Source organism: Marinovum algicola, assembly GCF_900109145.1.
Classification (GTDB): Bacteria; Pseudomonadota; Alphaproteobacteria; order Rhodobacterales; family Rhodobacteraceae; genus Marinovum; species Marinovum algicola.
Genome location: NZ_FNYY01000004.1, coordinates 134,596 through 159,117 on the forward strand (window position 1 = coordinate 134,596; position 24,522 = coordinate 159,117).

A 24,522-nucleotide genomic window follows, 5' to 3' on the forward strand; every position below is an offset into this window, starting at 1 on the left:
CGTTATCTGTCGCAGGCTACATGCGGCCCCATGTCGGAGGTGTCAAGCGATGGGGGCTTTACGGCGGGGCGTCCGGCCTGCCAAGCTGCCGCCAAATCGCAAGGAACCGACATGACGGACAAGCCCAACATCCTGATCTTCATGGTCGATCAACTTAACGGCACCTTGTTTCCCGACGGCCCGGCCGATTGGCTGCATACGCCGAACCTGCGCAAGCTGGCGTTGCGCTCGACCTGTTTTGCCAATGCCTATACCGCCTCGCCGCTCTGTGCGCCGGGGCGGGCGGGGTTCATGTCGGGCCAGCTGCCTTCGGGCACCGGGGTCTATGACAATGCCGCCGAGTTCGCCTCGTCGATCCCGACCTATGCCCATCACCTGCGCCGGGCCGGATATCACACCTGCCTGTCGGGCAAGATGCATTTCGTCGGCCCCGATCAGCTTCACGGCTTCGAGGAGCGGCTGACCACCGATATCTACCCGGCCGATTTCGGCTGGACCCCGGATTACCGCAAGCCCGGCGAACGCATCGACTGGTGGTATCACAACATGGGCAGCGTCACCGGCGCCGGCGTGGCCGAGATCTCGAACCAGATGGAATACGACGACGAGGTGGCCTATCACGCCACCCGCAAGGTGTATGACTTCGCGCGGGGCCATGACGACCGGCCCTGGTGCATGACGGTCAGCTTCACCCATCCGCATGACCCTTATGTGGCACGGCGCAAATACTGGGATCTCTACGAAGACTGCGCGCATCTGCTGCCGCAGGTGCCGGCGCTGGATTACGACGACCACGACCCGCATTCGCAGCGCATCTTCGACGCCAACGACTGGCGCAGCTTCGACATCGGCCAGGACGACATCCGCCGGGCGCGGCGCGCCTATTTTGCCAATATCTCCTATCTCGATGACAAGATCGGCGAGGTGATGGAGGCGCTGGAAGCGACGCGGCAGGAGGCGATCATCCTCTTTCTCTCGGATCACGGCGACATGCTGGGCGAGCGCGGATTGTGGTTCAAGATGTCCTTCCTCGAAGGCTCGGCCCGGGTGCCACTGATGATCGCCGCGCCGCAGATGGCGCCGGGGCTCGTCGAGGCGCCGGTCAGCACAATCGATCTCTGCCCGACACTCTGCGATCTGGCCGGGGTCAGCATGGAGGAGGTCCTGCCCTGGACCACCGGCGAAACCCTGGTGCCGCTGGGCAATGGCGCGACCCGGCTGAGCCCGGTGGCGATGGAATATGCCGCCGAAGCCTCCTATTCGCCGCTGGTCGCCCTGCGGGCGGGACCCTGGAAATACACCAATTGCGCGCTCGATCCCGAACAGCTCTTCAACCTCGAGGATGATCCGCAGGAGCTGACCAACCTGGCCGAACGCTCCGACCATGCCGAGGTGCTCGAACGGTTCCGCGTCGAGGCCGCCACCCGCTGGGATCTCGAGCAGTTCGACGCCCGGGTCCGCGAAAGCCAGGCCCGGCGTCATGTGGTCTATGAAGCGCTGCGCAACGGCGCCTATTACCCCTGGGACCACCAGCCGCTGCAAAGGGCCTCGGAGCGCTATATGCGCAACCACATGGATCTCAATGTCGTCGAGGAAAACCAGCGCTTCCCGCGCGGCGAATAGGCCCGACAGCCCGCCCCGGACCTGATCCGGGGCCTCCCCTGTCGCGGACCACGAGGTCCCGGATCAGGTCCGGGACGGGACCGGGCCCAGCGGCCGCGCCTCGATCAGCACCGTGGCCTGGGCCCAGGGGTGATCGTCGGTCAGGGTGACATGCAGGATCGCCTCATGCCCCGGCGGCGTCAGCACGTCGAGCCGGCGCTTTGCCCAGCCGGTGACATGCATCACCGGCTGGCCGGTCCGCAGGTTGGTCACCGACATGTCCTTCCAGGCGATGCCCATGCGCAGACCGGTGCCCAGCGCCTTGGAGCAAGCCTCCTTGGCGGCCCAGCGCTTGGCATAGGTCGCGGCCTCATGCGGACGGCGGGCGGCGCGGGCCTGTTCCCGCTCGGTATAGACCCGGTTGCGGAAGCGGTCGCCGAAGCGGGCGAGGATGGCCTCGATCCGCTCGATGTTGCACAGGTCGGTACCGATGCCGAGGATCATGCGGTGCCGCGGGCGTCGTCCATCCGACGGCGCATTTCGGCAATCGCCGCCTCGAGCCCGGTAAAGATCGCCTCGCCGATCAGGAAATGGCCGATGTTGAGCTCGACCACCTGCGCCAGAGCGGCGACCGGGGCCACGGTGTCATAGGTCAGCCCGTGGCCGGCATGCACCTCGAGGCCGAGGCCCGCCGCGTGTTCGGCCATGTCGCGGATCGCCGCCATCTCGCGGTCGCGGTCCTCGAACCGGCCTTCGGCATGGGCATCGCAATAGGCGCCGGTGTGCAACTCTATCACCTGCGCGCCAATGCGGTGCGCCGCCTCGATCTGGCGGCGGTCGGCGGCGATGAAGATCGACACCCGGCACCCCGCCTCTCGCAGCGGAGCGATGAAATGCGCCAGCCGGTTCTCCTCGCGCGCGACTTCCAGCCCGCCTTCGGTGGTGCGCTCCTCGCGCTTTTCCGGCACTATGCAGACCGCATGCGGCCGGTGGCGCAGGGCGATCTTCTGCATCTCTTCGGTGGCCGCCATCTCGAAGTTCAGCGGCACCGTCAGCGCCGCCATCAGCCCGTCGATATCGGCGTCCGAGATGTGCCGGCGGTCCTCGCGCAGATGCGCGGTGATGCCGTCGGCACCGGCGGCCTCGGCCAGTGCCGCGGCGCGCAGCGGATCGGGAACCGCGCCGCCCCGCGCATTGCGCACGGTGGCCACGTGGTCGATGTTCACGCCGAGCCTGAGTTTTTGCATGTGGTGCCCCCGGTTACCTTCGGGCACAGGCTAACGCCCCGCGCGGGCGGTGAAAACCGCTAATCAATCGGCCTTTTCACGGGCCTCCTCGGCGGCGGCCGCCTTCTTGGCGGCGGCCTTGGCGCGGATCGCCTCAAGACGTTTCTTGAGCGCGCCCTTGCGGCGGGCCTGATAGGCGCGGATCAGCGGCTCGGCCACCAGATAGGCCGCGGTGGCGGCAACGATGCCGGGGATGATGCCGCCGATCATGTAGGGGTAAAAGACGTCGTCCCAGAACACTTCGAGCCCGTGCCAATCGGGTGGCTGACCCTTGACCCAGGCCCAGAAATTGCGCGTCAGATCCTCGCCCGCGTCGACGAACTTGCCGGTGAGCGTGCGCTCTATATGCGGCGAGAATTCATGGCCGAGCAGGAAATATCCGGTCTGAAGCGAGATCACCGCAATCGGCACATAGGTCAGCGGATTGCCGAAGAAGGTGCCCAGCAGCGCCGCCAGGATATTGCCGCGCATGATGAAGGCAAGAAAGGCCGCCACCAGGAAATGCAGGGTGTAGAACGGCGTGAAGGTGGTGAAGACCCCGGCCCAGATGCCGCGGGCGATCTTTTCCGGCGGATCGGGCAAACGCCGCAACCGGTGTTTCACATAGCGGGCCGCCCGGCCCCAACCGCCACGCGGCCAGAAGAATTCCCACAACGCGCGCAGGGTCGGTTTTCTGTCGCGGCGCTTGAAAACCACGGGAGGAATATTCCTTTCAGTTCGCCTCGGCGCGGGCGGCGATCGGAGTGACTTCGCGCAGCCGCGCGACGGCGGCGACATCGCTTTCGGCCTCGAGCGCGGTGATCAGCGAGTGCAGATGCTCGGCGTCCCGCAGCTCGACGTTGACATGCAGTCTGTAAAAATCTGGTTTTCTGTCGATGAATTCAAGGTCCGTGATATTCGCCTTGTGGCCGCCGATCAAGGTGCAGACCCGGCCCAACACGCCGGCGTCGTTGCTCATCGTCACCTCGAGCGTCACCGCATAGGCGGCCGGATGCTTGCCCTCGGACCAGTGCAGATCGAGCCAGCGCTCGGGCTGATCCTCGTATTCGGCAAGCTTTTCGCAATCGATGGTGTGCACCACCACGCCCTGGCCGCGAAAGGTGATGCCGATGATACGTTCGCCCGGCAGCGGCTGGCAACAGGGCGCCCGGCGGAAGCTCTGCCCCTTTTCCAGGCCGATCACCGCGCGCTTGCGGTCGATCTCTTCGCCGTCCTCGGTCACCAGATCGGGATAGACCGCCTCGACCACCGCGCGGGTCGTCAGCTCGGCCGAGCCCAGCCGGGCCAGGAGCGTTTCGGCGCCGTCGAGCCGCAGGTTGCGGGCGGCGGTTTCCAGCACCTTGTCCTTGGCCTTGCGGCCGACGTGTTCAAAGGCGGCCCGGGCCAGTTCCCGCCCCAGCCGGACAAAACGTTCACGGTCCTGTTCGCGCAGGGCCCGGCGGATCGAGGTCTTGGCCTTGCCGGTGATCGCGATATCGAGCCAGGTGGCCTGGGGCGCCTGGCCGTCGGCGGTGATGATATCGACCGACTGGCCGTTCTTGAGCCGGGTCCAGAGCGGCACCCTGAGACCGTCGACCTTGGCGCCGACGCAGGCATGACCGATGCGGGTGTGGATCGCATAGGCGAAATCCAAGGGCGTGCCGCCCCGCGGCAGCTTGATCACGTCACCCTTGGGGGTGAAGCAGAACACCTGGTCGGAATACATCTCGAGCTTGACCGCCTCGAGAAAATCCTCGTGATCCTCGTCGTCCTGGAATTGTTCGGTGAGCGAGGAAATCCACTTGGCCGGATCGACGGCAAAGGGGTTCTCGCTGCGCACGCCATCGCGGTACGACCAATGCGCCGCGACGCCGGTTTCGGCAACGTCATGCATCTGGCGGGTGCGGATCTGCACCTCGACCCGCTTGCCGTCGCGGCCCGACACGGTGGTGTGGATCGAGCGATAGCCGTTCGACTTGGGCTGGCTGATGTAATCCTTGAACCGCCCTGGCACCGCCCGCCAGCGCTGGTGGATCACGCCCAGCACGCCATAGCAATCGGCCTCGGTGTCGGTGATGATGCGAAAGCCGTAGATGTCGGAGAGGCGGGAAAAACCCATCTCCTTTTCCTGCATCTTGCGCCAGATCGAATAGGGTTTCTTGGCGCGGCCAAAGACCTCGGCCTCGATCCCGGCCTTGTCGAGCTCGAACCGCATGTCGCCGGTGATCTTCTGGATCACGTCGCCGGTTTCGCGTTGCAGAGTGATGAAGCGGCGGATGATGCTGGCGCGCCCGTCAGGGTTGAGCACGCGGAAAGCCAGGTCCTCCAGCTCGTCGCGCATCCATTGCATCCCCATGCGCCCGGCCAGCGGCGCATAGATGTCCATCGTCTCGCGCGCCTTCTGCACCTGTTTTTCCGGCCGCATCGCCTTGATCGTGCGCATGTTGTGCAGACGGTCGGCCAGCTTGACGAGGATCACGCGCAGGTCGCGCGACATCGCCATGAAGAGCTTGCGGAAGTTCTCGGCCTGCTTGGTCTCGGTCGAGTTCAGTTGCAGATTGGTCAGCTTGGTGACGCCATCGACCAGAACAGCGACTTCTTCGCCGAAACGGTCAGAAATCTGGCTGAAGGTGCTCTTGGTGTCCTCGATCGTATCGTGCAAGAGCGCGGTGACGATGGTGGCATCGTCAAGCCGTTGCTCGGTCAGGATGGCGGCAACGGCGACGGGGTGGGTGAAATAGGGCTCACCGGACCGGCGGAACTGACCCTCGTGCATCTCGCGGCCATAATCATAGGCCGCGTGGATCAGTGCCTCATTTGTCTTGGGATTATAATTGCGGACAAGCGCGATGAGGTCGTCGGCAGAAATCATCGCTAACCCTTGTCACCGCAGGCCGGGGTTACCCCTGGCCCTGAGCCTCCATCAGTGCGCGGAGCAGCTTTTCTTCGGACATGTCGTCGTCCTGCGGCTTGTCGGGCTCGGCCCCCATCAGAAGCGCCATGGCGTCCTCTTCCGGTTCGTCGACCTCGATCTGGGTCTGGTTGCTTTCGATCATCCGCTCGCGCAGTTCATCGGCGCTCTGGGTTTCCTCGGCGATCTCGCGCAGCGAGACAACCGGGTTCTTGTCATTGTCACGATCCACGGTAATCGCGGCCCCGGAGGAGATCTCGCGCGCCCGATGGGCGGCCAACATCACCAGCTCGAACCGGTTGGGGACTTTGTCAACGCAATCTTCGACCGTCACGCGGGCCATGGGGAATCTCCGTCTGGCGAGTTCTGTCAGAAAGGTCAGGTCATAAAGCGGATCAAAACGCTTGACAAGGAGGTTTTTTGGCGCATTCCCCTGCCCGGCGGCGATCACAAGGCCTTGACTTCTGCCCTGGCCTCCGGCGCCAACGCCGCGCACATCCGGGCCACGCTCACCCCGGTGACCGGATGCACCCAGTCCGGCGCGACGTCCATCAAGGGCATTAGTACAAACCCCCGATCCTCGAGCCGCGGATGCGGCAGAATAAGCTGATCCGGCGCCCTACGCATCTGATCCGCGAGCGGCAGGCCGCGCCAGGCGGCCCAGGTTTCGCGGTCCGGCAGCACCGCATCCCCCAGCGCAATCAGGTCAAGATCGAGCGTGCGCATGCCCCAGCGCACCTCCCGGGTGCGGGAAAACGCGGCCTCGACCTCATGCAAAAGCGCCAGCAGCGCCTCGGGCGTCCCCGGCCAATCCGCGACCAGCGCGGCGTTGATATAATCGGGGCCGGCGCCGGGCGGAAAGCAGGGCGTTTCAAAAAAGCGTGAGGCCAAACGAATCGCAAGACCCCGCTCCTGCAAGCGAAAAATCGCGGCCTGAACAGTCTCTATTGGCGTTTTTTGGGGCAGCGGCAGGTTCGCACCCAACGCAATCAACGCAACTTTCCCGCTATGGTTGTGCTTGATAGCTGTTTTTCCTTGAAGTATGCCTTGCGGGGCGGGACTTTTCCACTACCCTATTATGAGGCTCACCCGCAAATTTTCACTCACGGAGCGGACCTGAGCCGTCTTATTGGAAGGGCAATTAATGTTTTACAAGGACGAACGGCTTGCGCTGTTCATCGATGGCTCCAATCTCTATGCGGCTGCCAAGGCGCTGGGATTTGACATCGACTACAAGCTTCTCCGGCAGGAGTTCGTGCGACGCGGCAAGCTTTTGCGCGCGTTCTACTACACGGCGCTGCTCGAGAACGAAGAGTACTCACCGATCCGCCCACTTGTCGATTGGCTGCACTACAACGGCTTCACCATGGTGACCAAGCCAGCCAAGGAATACACCGACAGCCAGGGCCGCCGCAAGGTCAAGGGCAATATGGATATCGAACTCACGGTCGATGCCATGGAGCTTGCGCCGCGCGTGGATCATATCGTTCTGTTTTCCGGAGATGGGGATTTCCGGCCGCTGGTGGAAAGCCTCCAGCGTCAGGGCGTGCGGGTCTCTGTGGTGTCGACCATTCGCAGCCAGCCACCGATGATCGCCGATGAACTCAGACGTCAGGCCGACAATTTCATCGAGCTCGACGGGCTCCGCGAAGTCATTGGACGACCGCCTCGCGAACACCAGGAAGACCGGACGGCCTCGGCTGCCGCAGGCTGATCCGGGCGAACCGGCTTGAGCGAAATCGTGTCACTGTTCACGCTGTTCGCGGCAGCCTTTGGTGCCGCGACGCTCTTGCCGTTCCAGTCGGAAGTGGTGTTTGTCGGCATGCAGTTGCGCGGCTCGGCCCCTTTGGGCCTGCTGCTCTTCTGGGCGAGCTTGGGCAATACTCTTGGCTCTTGCGTGAATTATGCGATGGGCCGGTTCGCTGCGCAATATGAGGACCGCCGCTGGTTTCCGGTGTCCCGCCCCGCAATGGCGCGGGCGGAACGGTGGTATGCCAAATGGGGCTACTGGACGCTGCTGCTGAGCTGGGCGCCCTTCGGCGATGGCGTCACCGTCATCGCCGGTGTGCTTCGCACGCGCTTCTTGCTGTTCCTGGCCCTGGTCACCGTGGCCAAGACCGGTCGCTATGCCGTTCTGGCCTGGGGCACCGCGCAACTCTGAACGCCAAGGGTTTCGAACCCCCCGGCGCGCAGCAAATGCGCGGGCCTGTCCGGATGGAAGGCGTTGCGGTTATTGCTGCTGCGCCTCGAACCGGCGGTTCAGCTCGTTGTGCCGGGCGATGACGCGCTCTGGCCATTGCGCCTTGATAAAGGCCAGCACGGCACGGATCTCATCGTCGGTCAGCACCTCGCCAAAGCCCTGCATGTCGGACACCACGGCGCCGCCGGTCACCTCTTCGGTGCCGAATTTGGTGATCGCGAAAAGCTGCGCATCGGCGTGATGCCAGGTGTGGCCGGTCTCGTCATGCGGTGGCGCGCGAAAGCTGCCATCCTCGTTGCGCCCGCGCCAATCCTCGGCCCCTTCCAGCGCCGCACCGTGACAGGCGGCGCAGGTCTCGGCATAAAGCGTCGCGCCGCGCGCCACCTCGGCTTCATCCCAATAGGGAAACTCACCCGCCGCATCCTCCGGCCTGTCACTTGCGGCGGCCAACGGTCCGGCCAGCGCCATTGCCGCGAGGATGATGCCCTGTCTCAACATGCTTGTCTCTCCATTTGGGTGTCTTCCGGCTCGGGGCTTCCAGCGCCGGAAGGTCAAATCACTGGCGCGTGAACGCCCCGCCCACTGGACGCAAGCGCCCAGAAGCATTACCTCGGCGACAACAGCCCCGGAGACCGCTATGACCGACCAGCCCCAGCTTACGCTTTATCTCGCCGCGCCGCGCGGCTTTTGTGCGGGCGTCGACCGGGCGATCAAGATCGTCGAAATGGCGCTCGAGAAATGGGGCGCGCCGGTCTATGTCCGCCATGAGATCGTGCACAACAAATTCGTCGTCGACGATCTCAAGGCCAAGGGTGCGGTGTTTGTCGAAGAGCTTGAGGAATGTCCCGATGATCGGCCGGTGATCTTCTCGGCCCATGGTGTGCCGAAGTCGGTGCCACAAGCCGCCGAAGCCCGCGAGATGGTCTTTGTCGATGCCACCTGTCCGCTGGTGTCCAAGGTCCATATCGAGGCCCAGCGCCATGCCGAGAACGGCCTTCAGATGATCATGATCGGCCACGCCGGCCACCCCGAGACCGTGGGCACCATGGGCCAGCTGCCCGAAGGCGAGGTGCTTCTGGTGGAAACGGTGGAAGACGTGGCTCGGGTCGCGGTGCGCGACCCCGAGCGCATCGCCTTCGTCACCCAGACCACCCTGTCGGTGGATGACACCGCCGAGATCGTCGCCGCGCTTCAGGCGCGGTTTCCGGCGATTGTCGGCCCGCACAAGGAAGACATCTGCTACGCCACCACCAACCGGCAGGAATCGGTCAAGGCGATGGCCGCGCGCTGTGATGCGATGCTGGTGGTGGGAGCACCCAATTCGTCGAATTCCCGCCGCCTGGTCGAGGTCGGCCGCCGCGCCGGCTGCGCCTATTCGCAACTGGTCCAGCGCGCCACCGACATCGACTGGCGGGCACTCGAGGGCATCCGCAGCCTTGGCGTCACCGCCGGGGCCTCGGCACCCGAGGTTCTGGTCAACGAGGTGATCGACGCCTTCCGTGCGCGCTATGACGTGACCGTGGAACAGATCGAAACCGCCCTCGAAAACGTCGAGTTCAAGGTGCCCCGGGTGCTGCGCCAGCCGGCCTGACAGGGGGCTTGGCGGCTGTCCTTCGGAGCTGTCGGGCAGGCCCGGGCGGCGACCCCGGCGTGGCGGCGGCCACACCTTCCCCCGCATCCGCGCATCCGCCCTTGCAACCTGCCGCCGGCTTTGCCATCTGGCAGCAGACCGCAGCCAAGGAGCCCCAGATGACCGAGCTTTTCGCCTATACCGACGGCGCCTGTTCCGGCAATCCCGGCCCCGGCGGCTGGGGTGCGCTGATGCAGGCCAAGGAAGGCGACCGGGTCGTCAAGGAGCGCGAACTCAAAGGCGGTGAAGCCAGGACCACCAACAACCGGATGGAGCTTCTGGCAGCGATCCACGCGCTCGAGGCGCTGGAGCGCGCGTCAAAGATCACCGTGGTCACTGACAGCGCCTATGTCAAAAACGGCGTCACCGGCTGGATCCACGGCTGGAAGCGCAACGGCTGGAAGACCTCCGCCAAGAAACCGGTCAAGAATGTCGAGCTCTGGCAGAGACTGGACGCGGCGCAATCGCGCCACGAAGTGACCTGGGAATGGGTCAAGGGCCACGCCGGCCATCCCGAAAACGAACGCGCCGACGAACTGGCCCGCGCCGGAATGGCGCCGTTCAAGGGCTGATCTGCTGAATGCTCTTCATCCGCGAACGGCCCGGGCATTCGAGATCATCGTTCTCGCTCGCCAACTGGCAGACCCGGGCCTGCCGGATCGAAACACGCGCGATCTCGAACTCTCTTCATCGCGCCATGTCACGCCTGCGCCACCGCAAGACCGATAGCTGAGACGCTACTGGAAACAGTCGGCCCGCCCGTCCCGCTCGATGGTCGCCGCGCCGTCGAGGATCGAGCCCGAGCGCCTGCGGAGGCTGGCCGAGGGCTGGCTGGCCGAGCGCTCCTTGGGGTTGGGCAGCACCGCCGCCAGCCGCGCCGCCTGGGTCGGGGTCAGCTCGCCGGGGCCGACGCCGAAGTAATGCCGCGCCGCGGCCTCGACACCAAAGACACCTTCGCCGAACTCGGCCACGTTGAGGTAGACCTCGAGAATGCGCCGTTTCGACCAGACGGCCTCGACCAGCGGCGTGATCGCCGCTTCGAGCAATTTCCGCGACCAGTCTCGCCCGTGCCAGAGATAGACATTCTTCACCACCTGCTGGCTGATCGTCGAGGCGCCGCGACTGCCGCCATCGGCCATCGCCGCCTTGATCGCTTCGACGTCGAACCCCCAATGCTGGCAGTAATTTGCATCCTCGGCCGCCACGGCGGATCGCGCCATCACCGGGGCGATGTGCTCCATCCGCACCCAGACATGATCGATCTCACCCAGACGCGCGCGTTCCTGCCGCATGTAGAGCGTCTGGGGCGGATTGAAGACGGAAAACAGGATCACCGCAAAGACCGCCAGCAGAAACGCCACCGAAATCGTCCGCAGCACCCAGCGCCGAATCCAGCGATGCGGCCGGAACGGCGTGCGGTGGGTCACTGCCTTTTTCTTCGGTTTTGCCTTGCCTGCCATGGCCGCACATTAGCCTCTGATCCTCACCAATCCTAGGCCAACAATCGCGGTCGCCGTCCTGCCGTTTGCCCATTGCGGTGGAGATTTGCGGCAACCTGCGCGCCTTCGGTTCCCGTACGCAACTGTGTCCCGCGCCGCTCTGATTTGATAGCATCCAGACTTTAGCAGAAGGATTCTGACCATGCGTATTTTGCTCATCTATTCGGCCGCGCTTCTCTTTCTCCTGCCTGACCTGGGATCTGCTCAGGCCGCCTGCGCCGGCACGACCTCCGCGGATGCCACCGAATGCGAACACGCGCGATGGCAACACGCCGACGCCGAACTGAACAAGCTGTGGAAGCGACTGAAGCCCCAGGCCGATGCGCGCGGCACCGGGCCGGCGCTGCTGGCCCAGCAGCGCCAATGGCTCAAACGGCGCGATTCAACATGCGAGCAGGAGCTTGGGCATGGTGGCAGCCTCGACCAGGCGATCTATTACGCCTGCATGAAAGACATGACCCTCCGGAGGAACGCCGAGTTCCGCGCCATGTTGCGCTGACGGCGCGCAATCCGGGCGGCACCGGCCAACTGCCCGGCGCCGACGCCGCCCCAGCGCGGCCACGGCGACGGAAAAGGCGCGCCGCGGTTTCCCCCGGCGCGCTATGATCCTCGTTGTCGATGACAGAGCCTATTCGGCCGGCACCGCCGCCTCTTCCACGGTCAGCGGATGCGGCAGCTTGTCGAGCATCTCCAGCGGGCAGACCTGGAGGAAGTTGCCTTTCTCCGCCTCCCAGTGCTGGAGGATATCGGCCGCGGCGCGGCTGCCGGTTTCCTCCAGATGGCGTTCGATCAGCTCGCGCAGCTGGCTTTCCCAATGCTCCACGGCCACCGGATTGACGGTCAGCGTCTCCATGTTGATCAGCTTGGTCGCCGCGCCTGCGGGATCGTAGATATAGGCCATGCCGCCGGTCATCCCGGCGCCAAAGTTGGCGCCGATGCTGCCGAGGATCACCGCCACGCCGCCGGTCATGTATTCACAACCGTTCGAACCGCAGCCCTCGATCACCACCTTGGCGCCCGAGTTGCGCACCGCGAAACGCTCGCCCGCGCGGCCGGCGGCAAAGAGATAGCCGTCGGTCGCACCATAAAGCACGGTGTTGCCGATGATCGTGTTGTCGCGCGCGGTCAGAGGGCTGGCCATCGGCGGGCGCACCACGATGGTGCCGCCCGAAAGGCCCTTGCCGACATAATCGTTGGCGTCGCCCGACACCTCGAGCTTGAGCCCCGGCGCGGCGAAGGCGCCCAGCGACTGGCCGGCCGAGCCTTGCAGCTTGACCGTCAGGTGATCGGGCTGAAGCACGTTGCGCATGCCGAAGTTCTTGACGATGTGGCTCGAGGTGCGGGTGCCCACGGTGCGGTGGGTGTTCTGCACCGCATATTGCAGCTGCATCTTCTCGCCATCCTCGAGGAAGCGCTGAGCATCCCGCACAATCTCCGCATCCAGCGTGTCCGGCACCGCGTTGCGCGGCTTGTTGCGGTCGTAGGTGATGTCATGCGCGCCATCGACGGTGATCAACAGCGGGTTCAGGTCGAGATCGTCGAGGTGATCGGAGCCGCGGCTGACCTGGGTCAGCAGATCCGCCCGCCCCAGCACGTCATCGAGCGAACGCGCGCCGATCGAGGCCAGCACTTCGCGCACTTCCTGGGCGTAGAAGGTGATCAGGTTGACCACCTTGTCGGCGTTGCCGGTGAATTTGGCGCGCAGGCTCTCGTCCTGGGTGCAGACGCCCACCGGGCAGGTGTTCGACTGGCACTGACGCACCATGATGCAGCCCATGGCGATAAGCGCGGCGGTGCCGATGCCATATTCCTCGGCCCCCATCATCGCCGCCATGACGATATCGCGGCCGGTGCGCAGCCCGCCGTCGGTGCGGAGCGTGATGCGCGACCGCAGGTTGTTCATCGCGAGAACCTGATGCGCCTCGGTCAGGCCCATTTCCCAGGGCAGACCGGCGTATTTGATCGAGGTCGCGGGCGACGCCCCGGTGCCGCCATTGTGGCCCGAAATCAGGATCACGTCGGCCTTGGCCTTGGCCACACCGGCGGCGATGGTGCCGACACCGGAGGAGGCCACCAGCTTGACCGTCACCTTGCAGCGCGGGTTGATCTGCTTGAGATCGTAGATCAGCTGCGCCAGGTCCTCGATCGAATAGATGTCATGGTGCGGCGGCGGCGAGATCAGCGTCACGCCCTTGGTCGAATGCCGCAGGCGGGCGATCAGATCGGTGACCTTCATGCCGGGCAGCTGGCCACCCTCGCCGGGCTTGGCGCCCTGGGCCACCTTGATCTCCAGTTCTTCGCACTGGTTCAGGTATTCGGCGGTCACGCCGAAGCGGCCCGAGGCCACCTGCTTGATCTTGGCCGAGGGGTTGTCGCCATTGGGCTCGGGCACGAAATGCGCCGGATCCTCGCCGCCCTCGCCACTGTCAGAGCGCGCGCCGATGCGGTTCATCGCCACGTTCAGCGTCTTGTGCGCCTCGGGGCTGAGCGCACCGAGCGACATGCCGGGCGTGACGAAACGCTTGCGGATCGCGGTGACGCTTTCCACCTCTTCCACCGCGATTGCCTCGCCCAGCGGCTTGATCGCCAACAGGTCGCGCAGGTGAATCGGCGGGTTGGCCTGCATCGCATGGCTGTACTTCTTCCACAGCGCGTAAGAGGCGGTGTTACAGGCCATCTGCATCATGTGCATGGTCTGCGCACCCCAGGCGTGGCTCTCGCCGGTTTTCCGCGCCTTGTAGAAGCCGCCGATCGGCAGCACGTCACGGCCCTGCTTGTAGGCCAGCGCATGGACGTTCTCGAGCTTCTTTTGCACGCCCGACACACCGATGCCGGAGATGCGGCTGAGCATGCCGGGGAAATATTCGGCACACATCGCACGGCTCAGCCCGACGGCCTCGAAGTTGAGACCGCCCCGATAGGACGAGAGCACCGAAATGCCCATCTTGGACATGATCTTGAGCAGGCCCTGATCCACGGCATTGCGATAGCGCGCCACATTCTCGGTCAACGTGCCATCAAGCAGCCCGCGGTCGATGCGGTCGGCCAGGCTGTCTTCGGCCAGATAGGCGTTGACGATGGTCGCGCCGGACCCGATCAGCACGGCAAAGTAATGCGGGTCGATACATTCCGCCGATTGCACGTTGAGCGAGCAGAAGGTGCGCAGGCCCTTGCGCGTCAGGTGGCTGTGCACCGCGCTGGTGGCCAGGATCATCGGCATGCCGACCTTTTCGGCGCCAAGCCCTGCGTCGGTCAGCACCAGGTGACCGGCGCCGGAGCGCACCGCATCCTCGGCCTCGGCCCGGATACGTTCCAACCCGCGGCGCAGGGCGCCATCGCCGCCATCGACCGGGAAGGTACAATCGATGGTCACCATGTCGGCGTTGAAATGCCGCTTCAGCTCTTCGAACTGCGCATTGCCGACAAACGGGCTGTCGACGACGAGAATCTCGGTCTGGGCCGAGGATTCATCCAGCACGTTCTTGAGGTTGCCGAAGCGCGTCTTGAGGCTCATCACCCGGTATTCGCGCAGGCTGTCGATCGGCGGGTTGGTAACCTGGCTGAAGTTCTGGCGGAAATAATGGCTCAGCGGGCGATACTTGGTCGAAAGGACCGCCGACGGTGTATCGTCGCCCATCGAGGCGATCATTTCCTTGCCATCCTCGGCCATCGGCGCCAGCACCTGCTCGAGTTCCTCGATGCTGTAGCCAGCGGCGATCTGGCGTTTGCGCAGGTCGTCGCCCTGGTGCAGCGCCTTTTCGGTGACCTGCGACAGGGCGTCGTCCAGCTCGCTGATCTTGCCGACCCATTCACCGAAAGGCCGGGCATTGGCCAATTTATCCTTGATCTCGGTATCGTGGTAGAGCTTGCCATCCTTCATGTCGACGGCAAGAAGCTGGCCCGGACCGAGCGCGCCCTTTTCCACCACGGTCGCCTCGTCCACTGGCACCATGCCAGCCTCGGAGCCGGCAATCACCAGCCCCTCACCGGTGACCACGTAGCGCATCGGCCGCAGGCCGTTGCGGTCGAGGCCGGCACAGACCCAGCGGCCATCGGTCATCGCCAAGGCGGCGGGGCCGTCCCAGGGCTCCATCACGGAGTTGCAGTAGGAATACATGTCGCGCCAGGCCTGCGGCAGTTCCACCGCCTGTTTCGACCAGGATTCCGGCACCAGCATGGTCTTGGCCATCGGCGCCGAGCGGCCCGCGCGCACCAGCACCTCGAACACCGAATCCAGCGCCGCCGAATCCGACGACCCCTGCGCCACGATCGGCTTGATGTCGTCGGCAAAGTCGCCAAAGGTCGCCGAGGCCATGCGGATTTCGTGGCTGCGCATCCAGTTAAGGTTGCCTTTCAGCGTGTTGATCTCGCCGTTGTGGGCGAGCATGCGGAACGGCTGGGCCAGCCACCACTGCGGGAAGGTGTTGGTGGAATACCGCTGGTGATAGATCGCAAAGGCCGAGGCAAAACGCTCGTCCTTGAGGTCGGGATAGAATTCCGCGACCTGCTCGGCCAGCATCATGCCCTTGTAGATGATCGACCGGCAGGACAGCGAGGCGAGGTAGAGCTGCTGCACGCCGGCGGCGGCAGCGGCCTTTTCGATGCGGCGGCGAATGACATAGAGCTCGCGTTCGAATTGTTCCTCATCCACGCCCTTGGAATTGGAAATCAGGATCTGCTCGATCTCGGGCCGGGTGGCATTGGCCTTTTCGCCCAGCACCGAGATGTCGACCGGCACATGCCGCCAGCCGTAGATGTAATAGCCCATGCGCAGGACTTCGGTCTCGACGATGGTCCGGCAAATTTCCTGGCCGCCGAAATCGGTGCGCGGCAGAAACACCTGACCGACCGCCAGAAGCTGATCCTCGCGCGGTTCGTGACCGGTGCGGCGAACCTGGTCGTAGAAGAACCGGACCGGGATCTGCACATGGATGCCGGCACCGTCGCCGGTCATGCCATCGGCGTCGACGGCGCCGCGGTGCCAGATCGCCTTGAGCGCGTTGATGCCGTTTTCCACCACCTTGCGCGAGGGCTTGCCGTCCTGCGCCACCACGAGGCCCACGCCGCAGGAGGAATGCTCATGCTCCTCGCGGAACAGGCCGTTTTCTTCCATCCACTTGCGCTTGGCTTCCTCGGCGCGCACCCATTCGGCATCATATTTGGTCATTGGAGGGTCTCCCTCTGGCGACCGGACGGCGCCGCGGCGCCCCGGTCTCATTGATATCTCTGAGCAGCCCCGCGCCGGGCGGGGGCCGCGAAAATTACTCGGCGGCGATGGCCGACGTCTGCTTGGCGTCGAACCGCTTGAGGATCGCCGTGGCACAATCGCGCCCGTCACGGATCGCCCAGACCACCAGCGAGGCGCCGCGCACGATGTCGCCAACGGCATAGACGCCCTCGAGATCGGTGGCCCCGGTCTCGAACTCGGCCTTGACGGTGCCCCAGCGGGTGACCGACAGCTCGGGCGCGCCCCAGAGTGTGGGCAGGTCCTCGGGCTCGAAGCCCAGCGCCTTGATCACCAGATCGGCGTCCTCGACATAATCGGATCCCTCGATCACCTCGGGCGCCTGGCGGCCGGTGGCGTCGGGGTGGCCCAGGCGCATGCGCTGCACCATCACACCGGTCACGTCATCGCCGGCAAAGCCCTGCGGCGCGGTCAGCCATTCGAACTGCACGCCCTCTTCCTCGGCATTTGCCACCTCGCGCTGCGAGCCGGGCATGTTGGTGCGGTCGCGACGATACAGGCACTTCACGCTCTCGGCGCCCTGACGCACGGCGGTCCGGACACAGTCCATCGCAGTGTCGCCGCCGCCGATCACGACAACCTTCTTGCCTTTGGCATTGAGCTCGCCGCTTTCGAACTCGGGCACGCTGTCGCCGAAATTGGCCGCGCGGTTCGAGGCGGTGAGATAATCGATCGCCTTGACGATCCCGTTGGCGCCGCTGCCGGGGCCTTTCAGATCGCGCGACTTGTAGACGCCGGTGGCGATGATCACCGCGTCATGGTCGGCGCGGATCTCTTCGAAGGTGATGTCCTCGCCGACGTTGCAATTCAGCTTGAAGGTCACGCCGCCGGCTTCGAGCTGCTTGTTGCGGCGCTCGACCACGTCCTTTTCCAGCTTGAAGCCGGGAATGCCGTAGGTCAGCAGCCCGCCGGCGCGGTCGTAGCGGTCATAGACGGTCACCTGCACCCCGGCGCGGCGCAGCATGTCGGCGGCCGCGAGGCCACCGGGGCCGGCGCCGATGATGCCGACGCTTTCCGCGCGTTCCTGCGCAGGATTGGCGGGCAGCACCCAGCCGTTTTCCCAGGCGGTGTCGGTGATGTATTTCTCGACCGAACCGATGGTCACGGTGCCGTGACCCGACTGCTCGATCACGCAGTTGCCTTCGCAGAGCCGGTCCTGCGGGCAGATGCGGCCGCAGATCTCGGGGAAGGTATTGGTGGCCTGGCTGACCTCATAGGCCTCTTGCAGACGGCCGGTGGCGGTCAGATGAAGCCAGTCGGGGATGTTGTTGTGCAGCGGGCAATGGCTCTGGCAGTAGGGCACGCCGCATTGGCTGCACCGGCTGGACTGCTCTTCGGCCTTGGCACGGGCGAACTCGGCATAGATCTCGTCGAAATCGCTGTTGCGCACATTCGCATCGCGTTTGACCGGCATATCGCGCTCGATCTGCACGAATTTCAACATGGGCTGCTTGGCCATATCGCTGGAGCTCCGGGTTGTTTGGCTGTTGGCGTGCTTTTACAACAGGGCTTCGCCCATGAAAAGTCAGAAGTGCTGACCTATTATCCAGTAAATCGAGCTTTGCGGCAGGATAATTCGCCGCATAGCAGAAATTTCAGGTCCGCATCGGACCTATATTCCGGTTTCCCTATGTTTTCCTATGGGTTTATAGAGACGGCATATTTTCCAGAGGGCCGTGCCGGATGTCGCTATTTCACCTTCTGCTTGTGGCCGTGATCCAGGGTATCACGGAATTCCTGCCTGTCTCCAGCTCTGGCCACCTGATCCTCTTGCCGAATCTCACCGGCATGGCCGACCAGGGGCAGGCGATCGACGTCGCCGTCCATGTCGGCACACTTGGCGCGGTGATCCTGTATTTCTGGTCCGACGTGCGGTGTGCTCTGGCCGGCCTGCCCCGGCTGGCCCGCGGCAAGACCGACACGCCGGGCGCACGGCTGGCCTTTTTGCTGCTGGTGGCCACGGTGCCGGTGATCCTGATCGGCCTTCTGCTCAAGCTCACCGGCCTCGACGACGCGATGCGCAGCGTCACGGTGATCGGCTGGACGATGCTGATCTTCGGCCTGGTGCTCTGGTGGGCCGACCAGAAAGGCACCTCGGACCTCGGGGCGGGCGACTGGTCCACCCGTCACGCCTGGGTTCTCGGGTTCTGGCAGGCGGTGGCGCTGATCCCCGGCACCTCGCGCTCGGGCATCGTGATCACCGGCGCGCGCGCGCTGGGCTATGCGCGGCCCGATGCGGCGCGGCTGTCGATGCTGATGTCGATCCCGACGATCCTCGCCTCGGGCGCGCTGCTTGGCGCCGAAGTGGTGGGCGAGGCAGATTGGGAAATGCTGCGGCTGGCCGGCATCGGCGCGATTTTTGCCTTTGCCGCGGCACTGCTCGCGCTGGCGCTGATGATGCGACTGCTGCGCTCGGTCAGCTTCACGCCTTATGTGATCTACCGGGTCATCCTCGGCGTATTCCTGCTGTGGTGGGGTTATTCCGCCTGAAACCGGCGTGGCCGGGCTGGCCCTCGGCCGCCGCCACTCTACACTGCTTGGTCAGGCCCGGACTCACGGGCCATGAAATGTCTGCATAGGAGGTCTTTATGCCCCGCCGTTCCACCCCGTGCCTTGCCGCGCTTGCCGTTGTTGTCCTGCCTGCCGCCGCCCTGGCCCAGAGCAACCAGATCGCCTTTGAACTCGGCGGCGGCCTGGCCTATGCGCCGGAATACGAAGGCTCCGAGGAATACAGCTCTCGCCCCGCCTTTCAGGGCAGCCTGCATTCGCTGAGCCTCGGGTCGCTGTCCCTGGGTGGTGGCGACACCACCGGCTTCACCATCGCGCCGTCCTTCGGCTACATCGGCGAACGCGAGGCTTCGGACTATGCCAGGTTCCGGGGCATGGATGATGTCGACTGGACGCTGGAAGTTGGCCTGAAGGCGAAATACAGCTGGGACAACGCCGAGGTTTCGGCGGCGGTGCGCAAGGGGTTCAACGGCCATGAGGGCGTTGTCGCCGATCTGGCCGCCGACGCCATCCTGCGCCCCGATGCCCGCACCACGATCCGCGTCGGCCCGCGGATGAGCTTTGCCAATGAGGAATATGCCGACACCTATTTCTCGGTGCCCAATTCCGCCCCCAACCTCGCCACCTATTCCGCCGAGGGCGGGCTGAAATCCGTCGGTGCCGAAATCAGCGCGCGCCGCGAGCTGACCGATATCTGGTCGATCGAGGGCACGCTGGGCTATGACCGGCTGATGAACGATTTCCAGGACAGCCCGGTCACCGAATCCGAAGACCAGTACAAGGCCAGCGTGACCCTGATCCGCCAGTTCGACTGGCGGTTCTGACCCAGGCCGGCACGGCTCGCCCCGCGCACGGCGGGGCGGCCCGTATTACCCCTGCAACGCCTTCACCACCAATTCGCCTTCCGACCGGGCCTGCATCGCACGGGCGGCAGCATGGGCCGCGGCGGCGGTGGTGAAATAGGGGATCTTGTCATAAAGCGCCACCGAGCGGATTTCGCGGGAATCCTCCACCGCCGCCGCGCCTTCCGTGGTGTTCATCACCAGGGAAATCTCGCCGTTCTTCAACATGTCGACGACGTTCGGCCGGCCCTCATAGACCTTCTTGACCAGCTCCGCCTTGATCCCCTGCTCGGCCAGGAATTTCGCCGTGCCCGCGGTGGCCACGATGGAAAAGCCCAGCCCGTCGAGGATCTGCGCGGCATCCACCAGCGCCGGCGTCTTGTCAGCGTCCTTGATCGAGAAGAAGACCTTGCCGCCCTCGGGCAGAACCATGCCGGCACCCATCTGCGCCTTGAGAAAGGCGCGGGCAAAGCTGCGATCCCAGCCCATGACTTCGCCGGTCGAGCGCATTTCCGGCCCGAGAATCGTGTCGACACCGGGGAAACGGGCAAAGGGCAGCACCGCTTCCTTGACCGAGAACCAGGGCATATTCGGGTCGGCCAGGGTCATCGGATCGGCCAGCGGCAGCACGGTGTCGTAATCGGCGTTCTCGGGATAGGCCGGGCGCATCGGGAAGGCCGACAATTTCTCGCCCGCCATCACCCGCGCGGCGATGGAGGCAATCGCGCTGTCGGTGGCCTTGGCGACGAAGGGCACGGTGCGCGAGGCACGCGGGTTGACCTCGATCAGGTAGATATCATCCCCCTTGACCGCGAACTGGATGTTCATCAACCCGACCACGTTCAACGCTTTGGCCAGTGCCTCGGTCTGCGCCTTGATCTCGTCCAGCACGTCCTTGCCCAGCGAATAGGGCGGCAGCGAACAGGCACTGTCGCCCGAGTGCACGCCGGCCTCTTCGATGTGCTGCATGATGCCCGCCACATGGACCTGCGCGCCATCGCAGAGCGCGTCGACGTCCAGCTCCACCGCGCCCGACAGATACGAATCCAGCAGCACCGGGCTGTCGCCGGACACCACGACCGCCTCGTTAATGTAGCGTTCGAGGTGGCCCATGTCGCGGACGATCTCCATCGCGCGGCCGCCCAGCACGTAGGAGGGGCGGATCACCAACGGGAAGCCGATGTCCTCGGCAATCGCCATGGCCTGAGCGTCAGTCGAGGCAATACCGTTTTTCGGCTGCTTCAGCCCCAGCTCATTGACCAGCGCCTGGAACCGCTCCCGGTCTTCGGCCAGGTCGATGGCGTCGGGCGTGGTGCCAAGGATCGGAATACCCTCGGATTCCAGCGCATTGGCCAGTTTCAGCGGGGTCTGGCCGCCGAACTGGACGATGACGCCGTGCAGCGTGCCACGCTCCTGCTCGACGCGCAGGATCTCCATCACGTGTTCAAAGGTCAGCGGCTCGAAATAGAGCCGGTCCGAAGTGTCATAGTCCGTCGAGACGGTCTCGGGGTTGCAGTTGACCATGATGGTCTCGTAGCCCGCGTCGGTCAGCGCGAAACAGGCGTGACAGCAGCAATAGTCGAACTCGATCCCCTGCCCGATCCGGTTGGGACCGCCGCCGAGGATGACGACCTTCTTCTTGTCCGAGGGACGCGCCTCGCATTCCACTTCGCCCATCATCGGGGCCTCGTAGGTGGAATACATGTAAGGCGTTTGCGCCTCGAACTCGGCGGCGCAGGTGTCGATCCGCTTGAAGGCGGCGACAACGTTCTTGGCGATCCGCCGGTTGCGCACGTCCTTCTCGGAAAAGCCGGTGAGTTTCGCCAGCCGCGCATCGGTGAAGCCCATCATCTTGAGATGGCGCAGCCCAGCCTCGTCGCCCGGCAGCCCCTCGGCCTTCACCTGCTCCTCGGCCTCGACGATCTCGCGGATGCGGGCCAGGAACCAGGGGTCGAACATCGTGGTGGCGTGGATTTCCTCGTCCGACAGCCCGTGGCGCATCGCCTGGGCGATGGTGCGCATCCGATCCGGGGTCTGCTGGCTGATCGCCTTGATCACGGCGCTCTTCTCCGGCGCGCCCTCGATCTTGACCTCGTCGAAACCGGTGAGGCCCGATTCCATCGAGGCCAGCGCCTTTTGCAGCGACTCGTGGATGGTGCGGCCGATGGCCATCGCCTCGCCCACCGATTTCATCGCGGTGGTGAGATAGGGCTCGGAGCCGGGGAATTTCTCGAAGGCGAACTTCGGGATCTTGGTGACCACATAGTCGATGGTCGGCTCGAAGCTGGCGGGCGTGACCTTGGTGATGTCGTTGTCCAATTCATCGAGCGTATAGCCCACTGCCAGCTTCGCCGCGATCTTAGCGATCGGAAAGCCGGTGGCCTTGGAGGCCAGCGCGGAAGACCGACTGACGCGGGGGTTCATCTCGATCACCACCATGCGGCCGTCTTCGGGGTTCACCGCCCATTGCACGTTCGATCCGCCGGTCTCGACCCCGATTTCGCGCAGCACGGCGATCGAGCCGTTGCGCATGATCTGGTATTCCTTGTCGGTCAAGGTCAGCGCCGGGGCGACGGTGATCGAATCGCCGGTATGCACGCCCATCGGATCAACGTTCTCGATGGCGCAGACGATGATCGCATTGTCCGCCTTGTCGCGGACGACCTCCATCTCGAATTCCTTCCAGCCCAAGAGCGACTCATCCACCAGGATCTGGTTGACCGGCGAGGCATCCATGCCGGTACGGCAATAGTGGATGTAATCCTCGCGGTTATAGGCCACGCCGCCGCCCGTCCCACCGAGCGTAAAGGCAGGGCGGATGATCGCCGGCAGGCCGATCTCCTCCAGCTCGTCCAGCGCCATCTGCACGCCGGCGTCGAGGTCGGCGGACCCGTTGGCACGCTTGGGCGCCGTGATGATCGTCGCCTTGGGATTCTCCAGCCCGATCCGGTCCATTGCCTCGCGGAACAGCTTGCGGTCTTCGGCCATTTCGATGGCGTCGCGCTTGGCCCCGATCATCTCGACGCCGAATTTCTCGAGCACGCCCATCTCTTCCAGCGCCAGCGAGGTGTTGAGACCGGTCTGCCCGCCCATGGTGGGCAAGAGCGCGTCGGGGCGCTCCTTCTCGATGATCTTCGCCACGACCTCGGGGGTGATCGGCTCGATATAGGTGGCGTCGGCCAGGCCCGGATCGGTCATGATCGTCGCCGGGTTGGAGTTCACCAGGATCACCCGGTAGCCCTCTTCGCGCAGGGCCTTGCAGGCCTGGGCGCCGGAATAATCGAACTCGCAGGCCTGTCCGATGACAATCGGCCCCGCGCCAATGATCATGATCGACTGGATATCGGTTCTTTTGGGCATATCGGTCCTCGGGGTTCAGCGCGGGGGAATGGGCGCAAGGCGCAAATTGTCGTGGGTTATAGACATGCGAGTGCCGGGTTCAAGGCCGAATGCCGGTCGATCTGCCGGGAAATCGCCCCGATCGGCCCCTTATTTTAGCCTTTACTTAAATAAGGGGCCGCCTAATAATCCTTTGCAACGACTCACGGAACCGACACAGGATAATTATGGCCGCCCTGCCGCAGACCTTTTCCGCCCTTTCCGATCCGGTCCGCTTTGCCATGGTCGAGCGGCTGCTGGCCGAGGGCGAGCTGCCGGCGGGGCGGCTGGGCGAGGGCTTTGGCATTTCGGCGCCGGCGGTGTCGCAGCACCTGGGCGTGCTGCGCGAGGCCGGGCTGGTCAATCGCCGCGCGCAGGCGCAGCAGCGGCTCTATTCGATACGGCCCGAGGGGCTCCTGGCCGTGGCCAACTGGGCCGACGAGGCCCGGCGTTTCTGGCAGGCCAGCCTCGACCGGCTGGAACATGTGCTCAACAAGGAGACCGACAGGAAATGACGGATGTCGCAGAAAGAACGGACCTGACGCTGGAGCGCCGGTTCAACGCCCCGCAGGACCGGGTGTGGGATGTGGTCACCCGGCCAGAGAACATGGTGCTCTGGTTCGGTCACGATGGCTGGACGATGGAAAGCCACAGCCTCGACTTTACCCGGACCGGCCCCTGGCACGCCCATATGCGCAGCGCCGAGGGCAATCGCTTTGACGTCAGCGGCATGGTGACCGAGGTCGCGCCGCCGCGTCACGTGGCCTTTACATGGGCCTGGCAGGATGCCGAAGGAACCCGTGGCCACGAAAGCCATGTCACCTTCACCCTCGCCCCGGCCGGCGATGTCACGCTGTTCACCCTGCACCACAGCGGCCTGCCCGACAGCGAGACCGCCACGTCGCACGAAGGCGGCTGGACGGCAGTGCTGGCCCGGCTCGCGCGGCAGTTTCCCGACGGAATTCAACCCGACCAGTAAAAGGAGGTCATTATGCCGAAATACATCTTTGCCTATCACGGCGGCGGAATGCCGGAGACGGAAGAAGAAGGCAAAAGGGTCATGGCGGCCTGGGGCGCCTGGATGGAATCCATGGGCGACAAGCTGGTCGATGGCGGCAACCCGGTGGGCATGTCCTCGACCCTGACAGCCGACGGGCTGAGCGACGGCGGCGGCGCCAATCCGCTGTCCGGCTACACCATCGTCGAGGCCGAGAGCGTCGAAGCGGCGGCCGAGATGGGCAAGGGCTGCCCGATCCTCGAAGGCGGCAGCGGCACCATCGAGATCGCCCCGTTGATCGACATGTGAAAACGACCTTGGCCGGGGCGGCCGCATCTGTCGCCCCGGCCCCCGCGCCTTGTTGGCACTCCGCGCGCGTCGGGGTGAAGACCCACCGGCCCCGCCACGGAGCAGCGAAAACCCGACACCGCCCGCGCGAAGCGCA

At 64.7% G+C, this 24,522-nt stretch carries 22 protein-coding genes; 11 read left to right on the top strand and 11 right to left on the bottom strand.

Annotation, left to right across the window (positions count from 1 at the left end):
* Positions 1-111: 111 nt before the first annotated feature.
* Positions 112-1,623: a choline-sulfatase gene (gene betC / locus BMW90_RS07830; protein ID WP_074835946.1), complete on the top strand. Its 1,512-nt coding sequence runs from the start codon at positions 112-114 to the stop codon at positions 1,621-1,623.
* Positions 1,624-1,686: 63 nt separating this feature from the next.
* Here betC and acpS read toward each other — a convergent pair whose 3' ends face one another.
* The 6 genes from acpS to folK all read right to left on the bottom strand — a co-directional run bounded on the left by acpS (position 1,687) and on the right by folK (position 6,762).
* On the bottom strand, positions 1,687-2,106 hold the full coding sequence (gene acpS, locus BMW90_RS07835) for a holo-ACP synthase (RefSeq protein WP_048533227.1): 420 nt from the start codon (positions 2,104-2,106) through the stop codon (positions 1,687-1,689).
* Positions 2,103-2,849 carry a pyridoxine 5'-phosphate synthase gene (locus tag BMW90_RS07840; RefSeq protein WP_074835947.1) on the bottom strand — a complete coding sequence of 249 codons (747 nt, stop codon included), beginning with the start codon at positions 2,847-2,849 and terminating at the stop codon, positions 2,103-2,105. Before BMW90_RS07840 ends, acpS begins: the two co-directional genes overlap by 4 nt.
* Before the next feature lie 63 nt (positions 2,850-2,912).
* Positions 2,913-3,584: a DUF2062 domain-containing protein gene (locus BMW90_RS07845; RefSeq protein ID WP_048533229.1), complete on the bottom strand. Its 672-nt coding sequence runs from the start codon at positions 3,582-3,584 to the stop codon at positions 2,913-2,915.
* Positions 3,585-3,600: 16 nt separating this feature from the next.
* Entirely contained in the window at positions 3,601-5,739 is a 2,139-nt protein-coding gene (locus BMW90_RS07850; protein WP_074835949.1) for a RelA/SpoT family protein, read from the bottom strand.
* A gap of 28 nt (positions 5,740-5,767) precedes the next feature.
* Positions 5,768-6,121 (bottom strand): DNA-directed RNA polymerase subunit omega, encoded by a 354-nt coding sequence (gene rpoZ, locus BMW90_RS07855; RefSeq protein WP_048533231.1) that lies wholly within the window; start codon positions 6,119-6,121, stop codon positions 5,768-5,770.
* 104 nt (positions 6,122-6,225) lie between these two features.
* Positions 6,226-6,762 carry a 2-amino-4-hydroxy-6-hydroxymethyldihydropteridine diphosphokinase gene (gene folK / locus BMW90_RS07860; protein ID WP_244526458.1) on the bottom strand — a complete coding sequence of 179 codons (537 nt, stop codon included), beginning with the start codon at positions 6,760-6,762 and terminating at the stop codon, positions 6,226-6,228.
* Positions 6,763-6,922: 160 nt separating this feature from the next.
* Between folK and BMW90_RS07865 the strand changes: the two genes are divergently transcribed.
* Positions 6,923-7,492 carry a LabA-like NYN domain-containing protein gene (locus BMW90_RS07865; RefSeq protein ID WP_048533233.1) on the top strand — a complete coding sequence of 190 codons (570 nt, stop codon included), beginning with the start codon at positions 6,923-6,925 and terminating at the stop codon, positions 7,490-7,492.
* A gap of 15 nt (positions 7,493-7,507) precedes the next feature.
* The gene (locus tag BMW90_RS07870) at positions 7,508-7,939 is read left to right on the top strand and encodes a YqaA family protein (RefSeq protein ID WP_048533234.1); all 432 of its coding nucleotides are present in this window, start codon (positions 7,508-7,510) and stop codon (positions 7,937-7,939) included.
* A 69-nt stretch (positions 7,940-8,008) separates the two neighbouring features.
* On the opposite strand, the gene BMW90_RS07875 is transcribed toward BMW90_RS07870, so the two are convergent.
* The gene (locus tag BMW90_RS07875) at positions 8,009-8,476 is read right to left on the bottom strand and encodes a c-type cytochrome (protein ID WP_053083378.1); all 468 of its coding nucleotides are present in this window, start codon (positions 8,474-8,476) and stop codon (positions 8,009-8,011) included.
* Positions 8,477-8,615: 139 nt separating this feature from the next.
* On the opposite strand from BMW90_RS07875, the gene ispH reads away from it, so the two are divergent.
* Positions 8,616-9,569 (top strand): 4-hydroxy-3-methylbut-2-enyl diphosphate reductase, encoded by a 954-nt coding sequence (ispH, locus tag BMW90_RS07880; RefSeq protein ID WP_074835952.1) that lies wholly within the window; start codon positions 8,616-8,618, stop codon positions 9,567-9,569.
* Positions 9,570-9,727: 158 nt separating this feature from the next.
* A complete protein-coding gene (gene rnhA / locus BMW90_RS07885; protein ID WP_074835953.1) occupies positions 9,728-10,180 on the top strand; it encodes a ribonuclease HI in 453 nt (150 codons plus the stop codon).
* Positions 10,181-10,345: 165 nt separating this feature from the next.
* Here the strand turns inward: rnhA and mtgA are convergent, their stop codons facing one another.
* Positions 10,346-11,068 (bottom strand): monofunctional biosynthetic peptidoglycan transglycosylase, encoded by a 723-nt coding sequence (gene mtgA / locus BMW90_RS07890; protein ID WP_074835955.1) that lies wholly within the window; start codon positions 11,066-11,068, stop codon positions 10,346-10,348.
* A 181-nt stretch (positions 11,069-11,249) separates the two neighbouring features.
* Here mtgA and BMW90_RS07895 point away from each other — a divergent pair, with 181 nt between their 5' ends.
* Positions 11,250-11,606 carry a lysozyme inhibitor LprI family protein gene (locus BMW90_RS07895; protein WP_074835956.1) on the top strand — a complete coding sequence of 119 codons (357 nt, stop codon included), beginning with the start codon at positions 11,250-11,252 and terminating at the stop codon, positions 11,604-11,606.
* A gap of 129 nt (positions 11,607-11,735) precedes the next feature.
* On the opposite strand, the gene gltB is transcribed toward BMW90_RS07895, so the two are convergent.
* Both gltB and BMW90_RS07905 read right to left on the bottom strand, forming a co-directional pair.
* Positions 11,736-16,274 carry a glutamate synthase large subunit gene (gene gltB / locus BMW90_RS07900; RefSeq protein ID WP_074835958.1) on the bottom strand — a complete coding sequence of 1,513 codons (4,539 nt, stop codon included), beginning with the start codon at positions 16,272-16,274 and terminating at the stop codon, positions 11,736-11,738.
* Positions 16,275-16,368: 94 nt separating this feature from the next.
* Positions 16,369-17,811 (bottom strand): NAD(P)-dependent oxidoreductase, encoded by a 1,443-nt coding sequence (locus tag BMW90_RS07905; RefSeq protein WP_074835960.1) that lies wholly within the window; start codon positions 17,809-17,811, stop codon positions 16,369-16,371.
* A gap of 224 nt (positions 17,812-18,035) precedes the next feature.
* On the opposite strand from BMW90_RS07905, the gene BMW90_RS07910 reads away from it, so the two are divergent.
* Positions 18,036-18,842 (top strand): undecaprenyl-diphosphate phosphatase, encoded by an 807-nt coding sequence (locus tag BMW90_RS07910; RefSeq protein WP_074835961.1) that lies wholly within the window; start codon positions 18,036-18,038, stop codon positions 18,840-18,842.
* Positions 18,843-18,940: 98 nt separating this feature from the next.
* Entirely contained in the window at positions 18,941-19,684 is a 744-nt protein-coding gene (locus BMW90_RS07915) for a MipA/OmpV family protein (RefSeq protein ID WP_074835963.1), read from the top strand.
* Positions 19,685-19,729: 45 nt separating this feature from the next.
* Here BMW90_RS07915 and carB read toward each other — a convergent pair whose 3' ends face one another.
* Entirely contained in the window at positions 19,730-23,062 is a 3,333-nt protein-coding gene (gene carB, locus BMW90_RS07920; RefSeq protein WP_074835964.1) for a carbamoyl-phosphate synthase large subunit, read from the bottom strand.
* 206 nt (positions 23,063-23,268) lie between these two features.
* On the opposite strand from carB, the gene BMW90_RS07925 reads away from it, so the two are divergent.
* Genes BMW90_RS07925 through BMW90_RS07935 form a run of 3 tightly spaced genes read left to right on the top strand, consistent with a single transcriptional unit; the run spans position 23,269 to position 24,386 of the window.
* Positions 23,269-23,595, top strand: a complete 327-nt coding sequence (locus BMW90_RS07925) for an ArsR/SmtB family transcription factor (RefSeq protein WP_074835966.1) — start codon at positions 23,269-23,271, stop codon at positions 23,593-23,595.
* Positions 23,592-24,059: an SRPBCC family protein gene (locus BMW90_RS07930; protein WP_074835968.1), complete on the top strand. Its 468-nt coding sequence runs from the start codon at positions 23,592-23,594 to the stop codon at positions 24,057-24,059. Before BMW90_RS07925 ends, BMW90_RS07930 begins: the two co-directional genes overlap by 4 nt.
* 12 nt (positions 24,060-24,071) lie before the next feature.
* Entirely contained in the window at positions 24,072-24,386 is a 315-nt protein-coding gene (locus BMW90_RS07935; protein WP_048533247.1) for a YciI family protein, read from the top strand.
* The last annotated feature ends 136 nt before the right edge of the window (positions 24,387-24,522 follow it).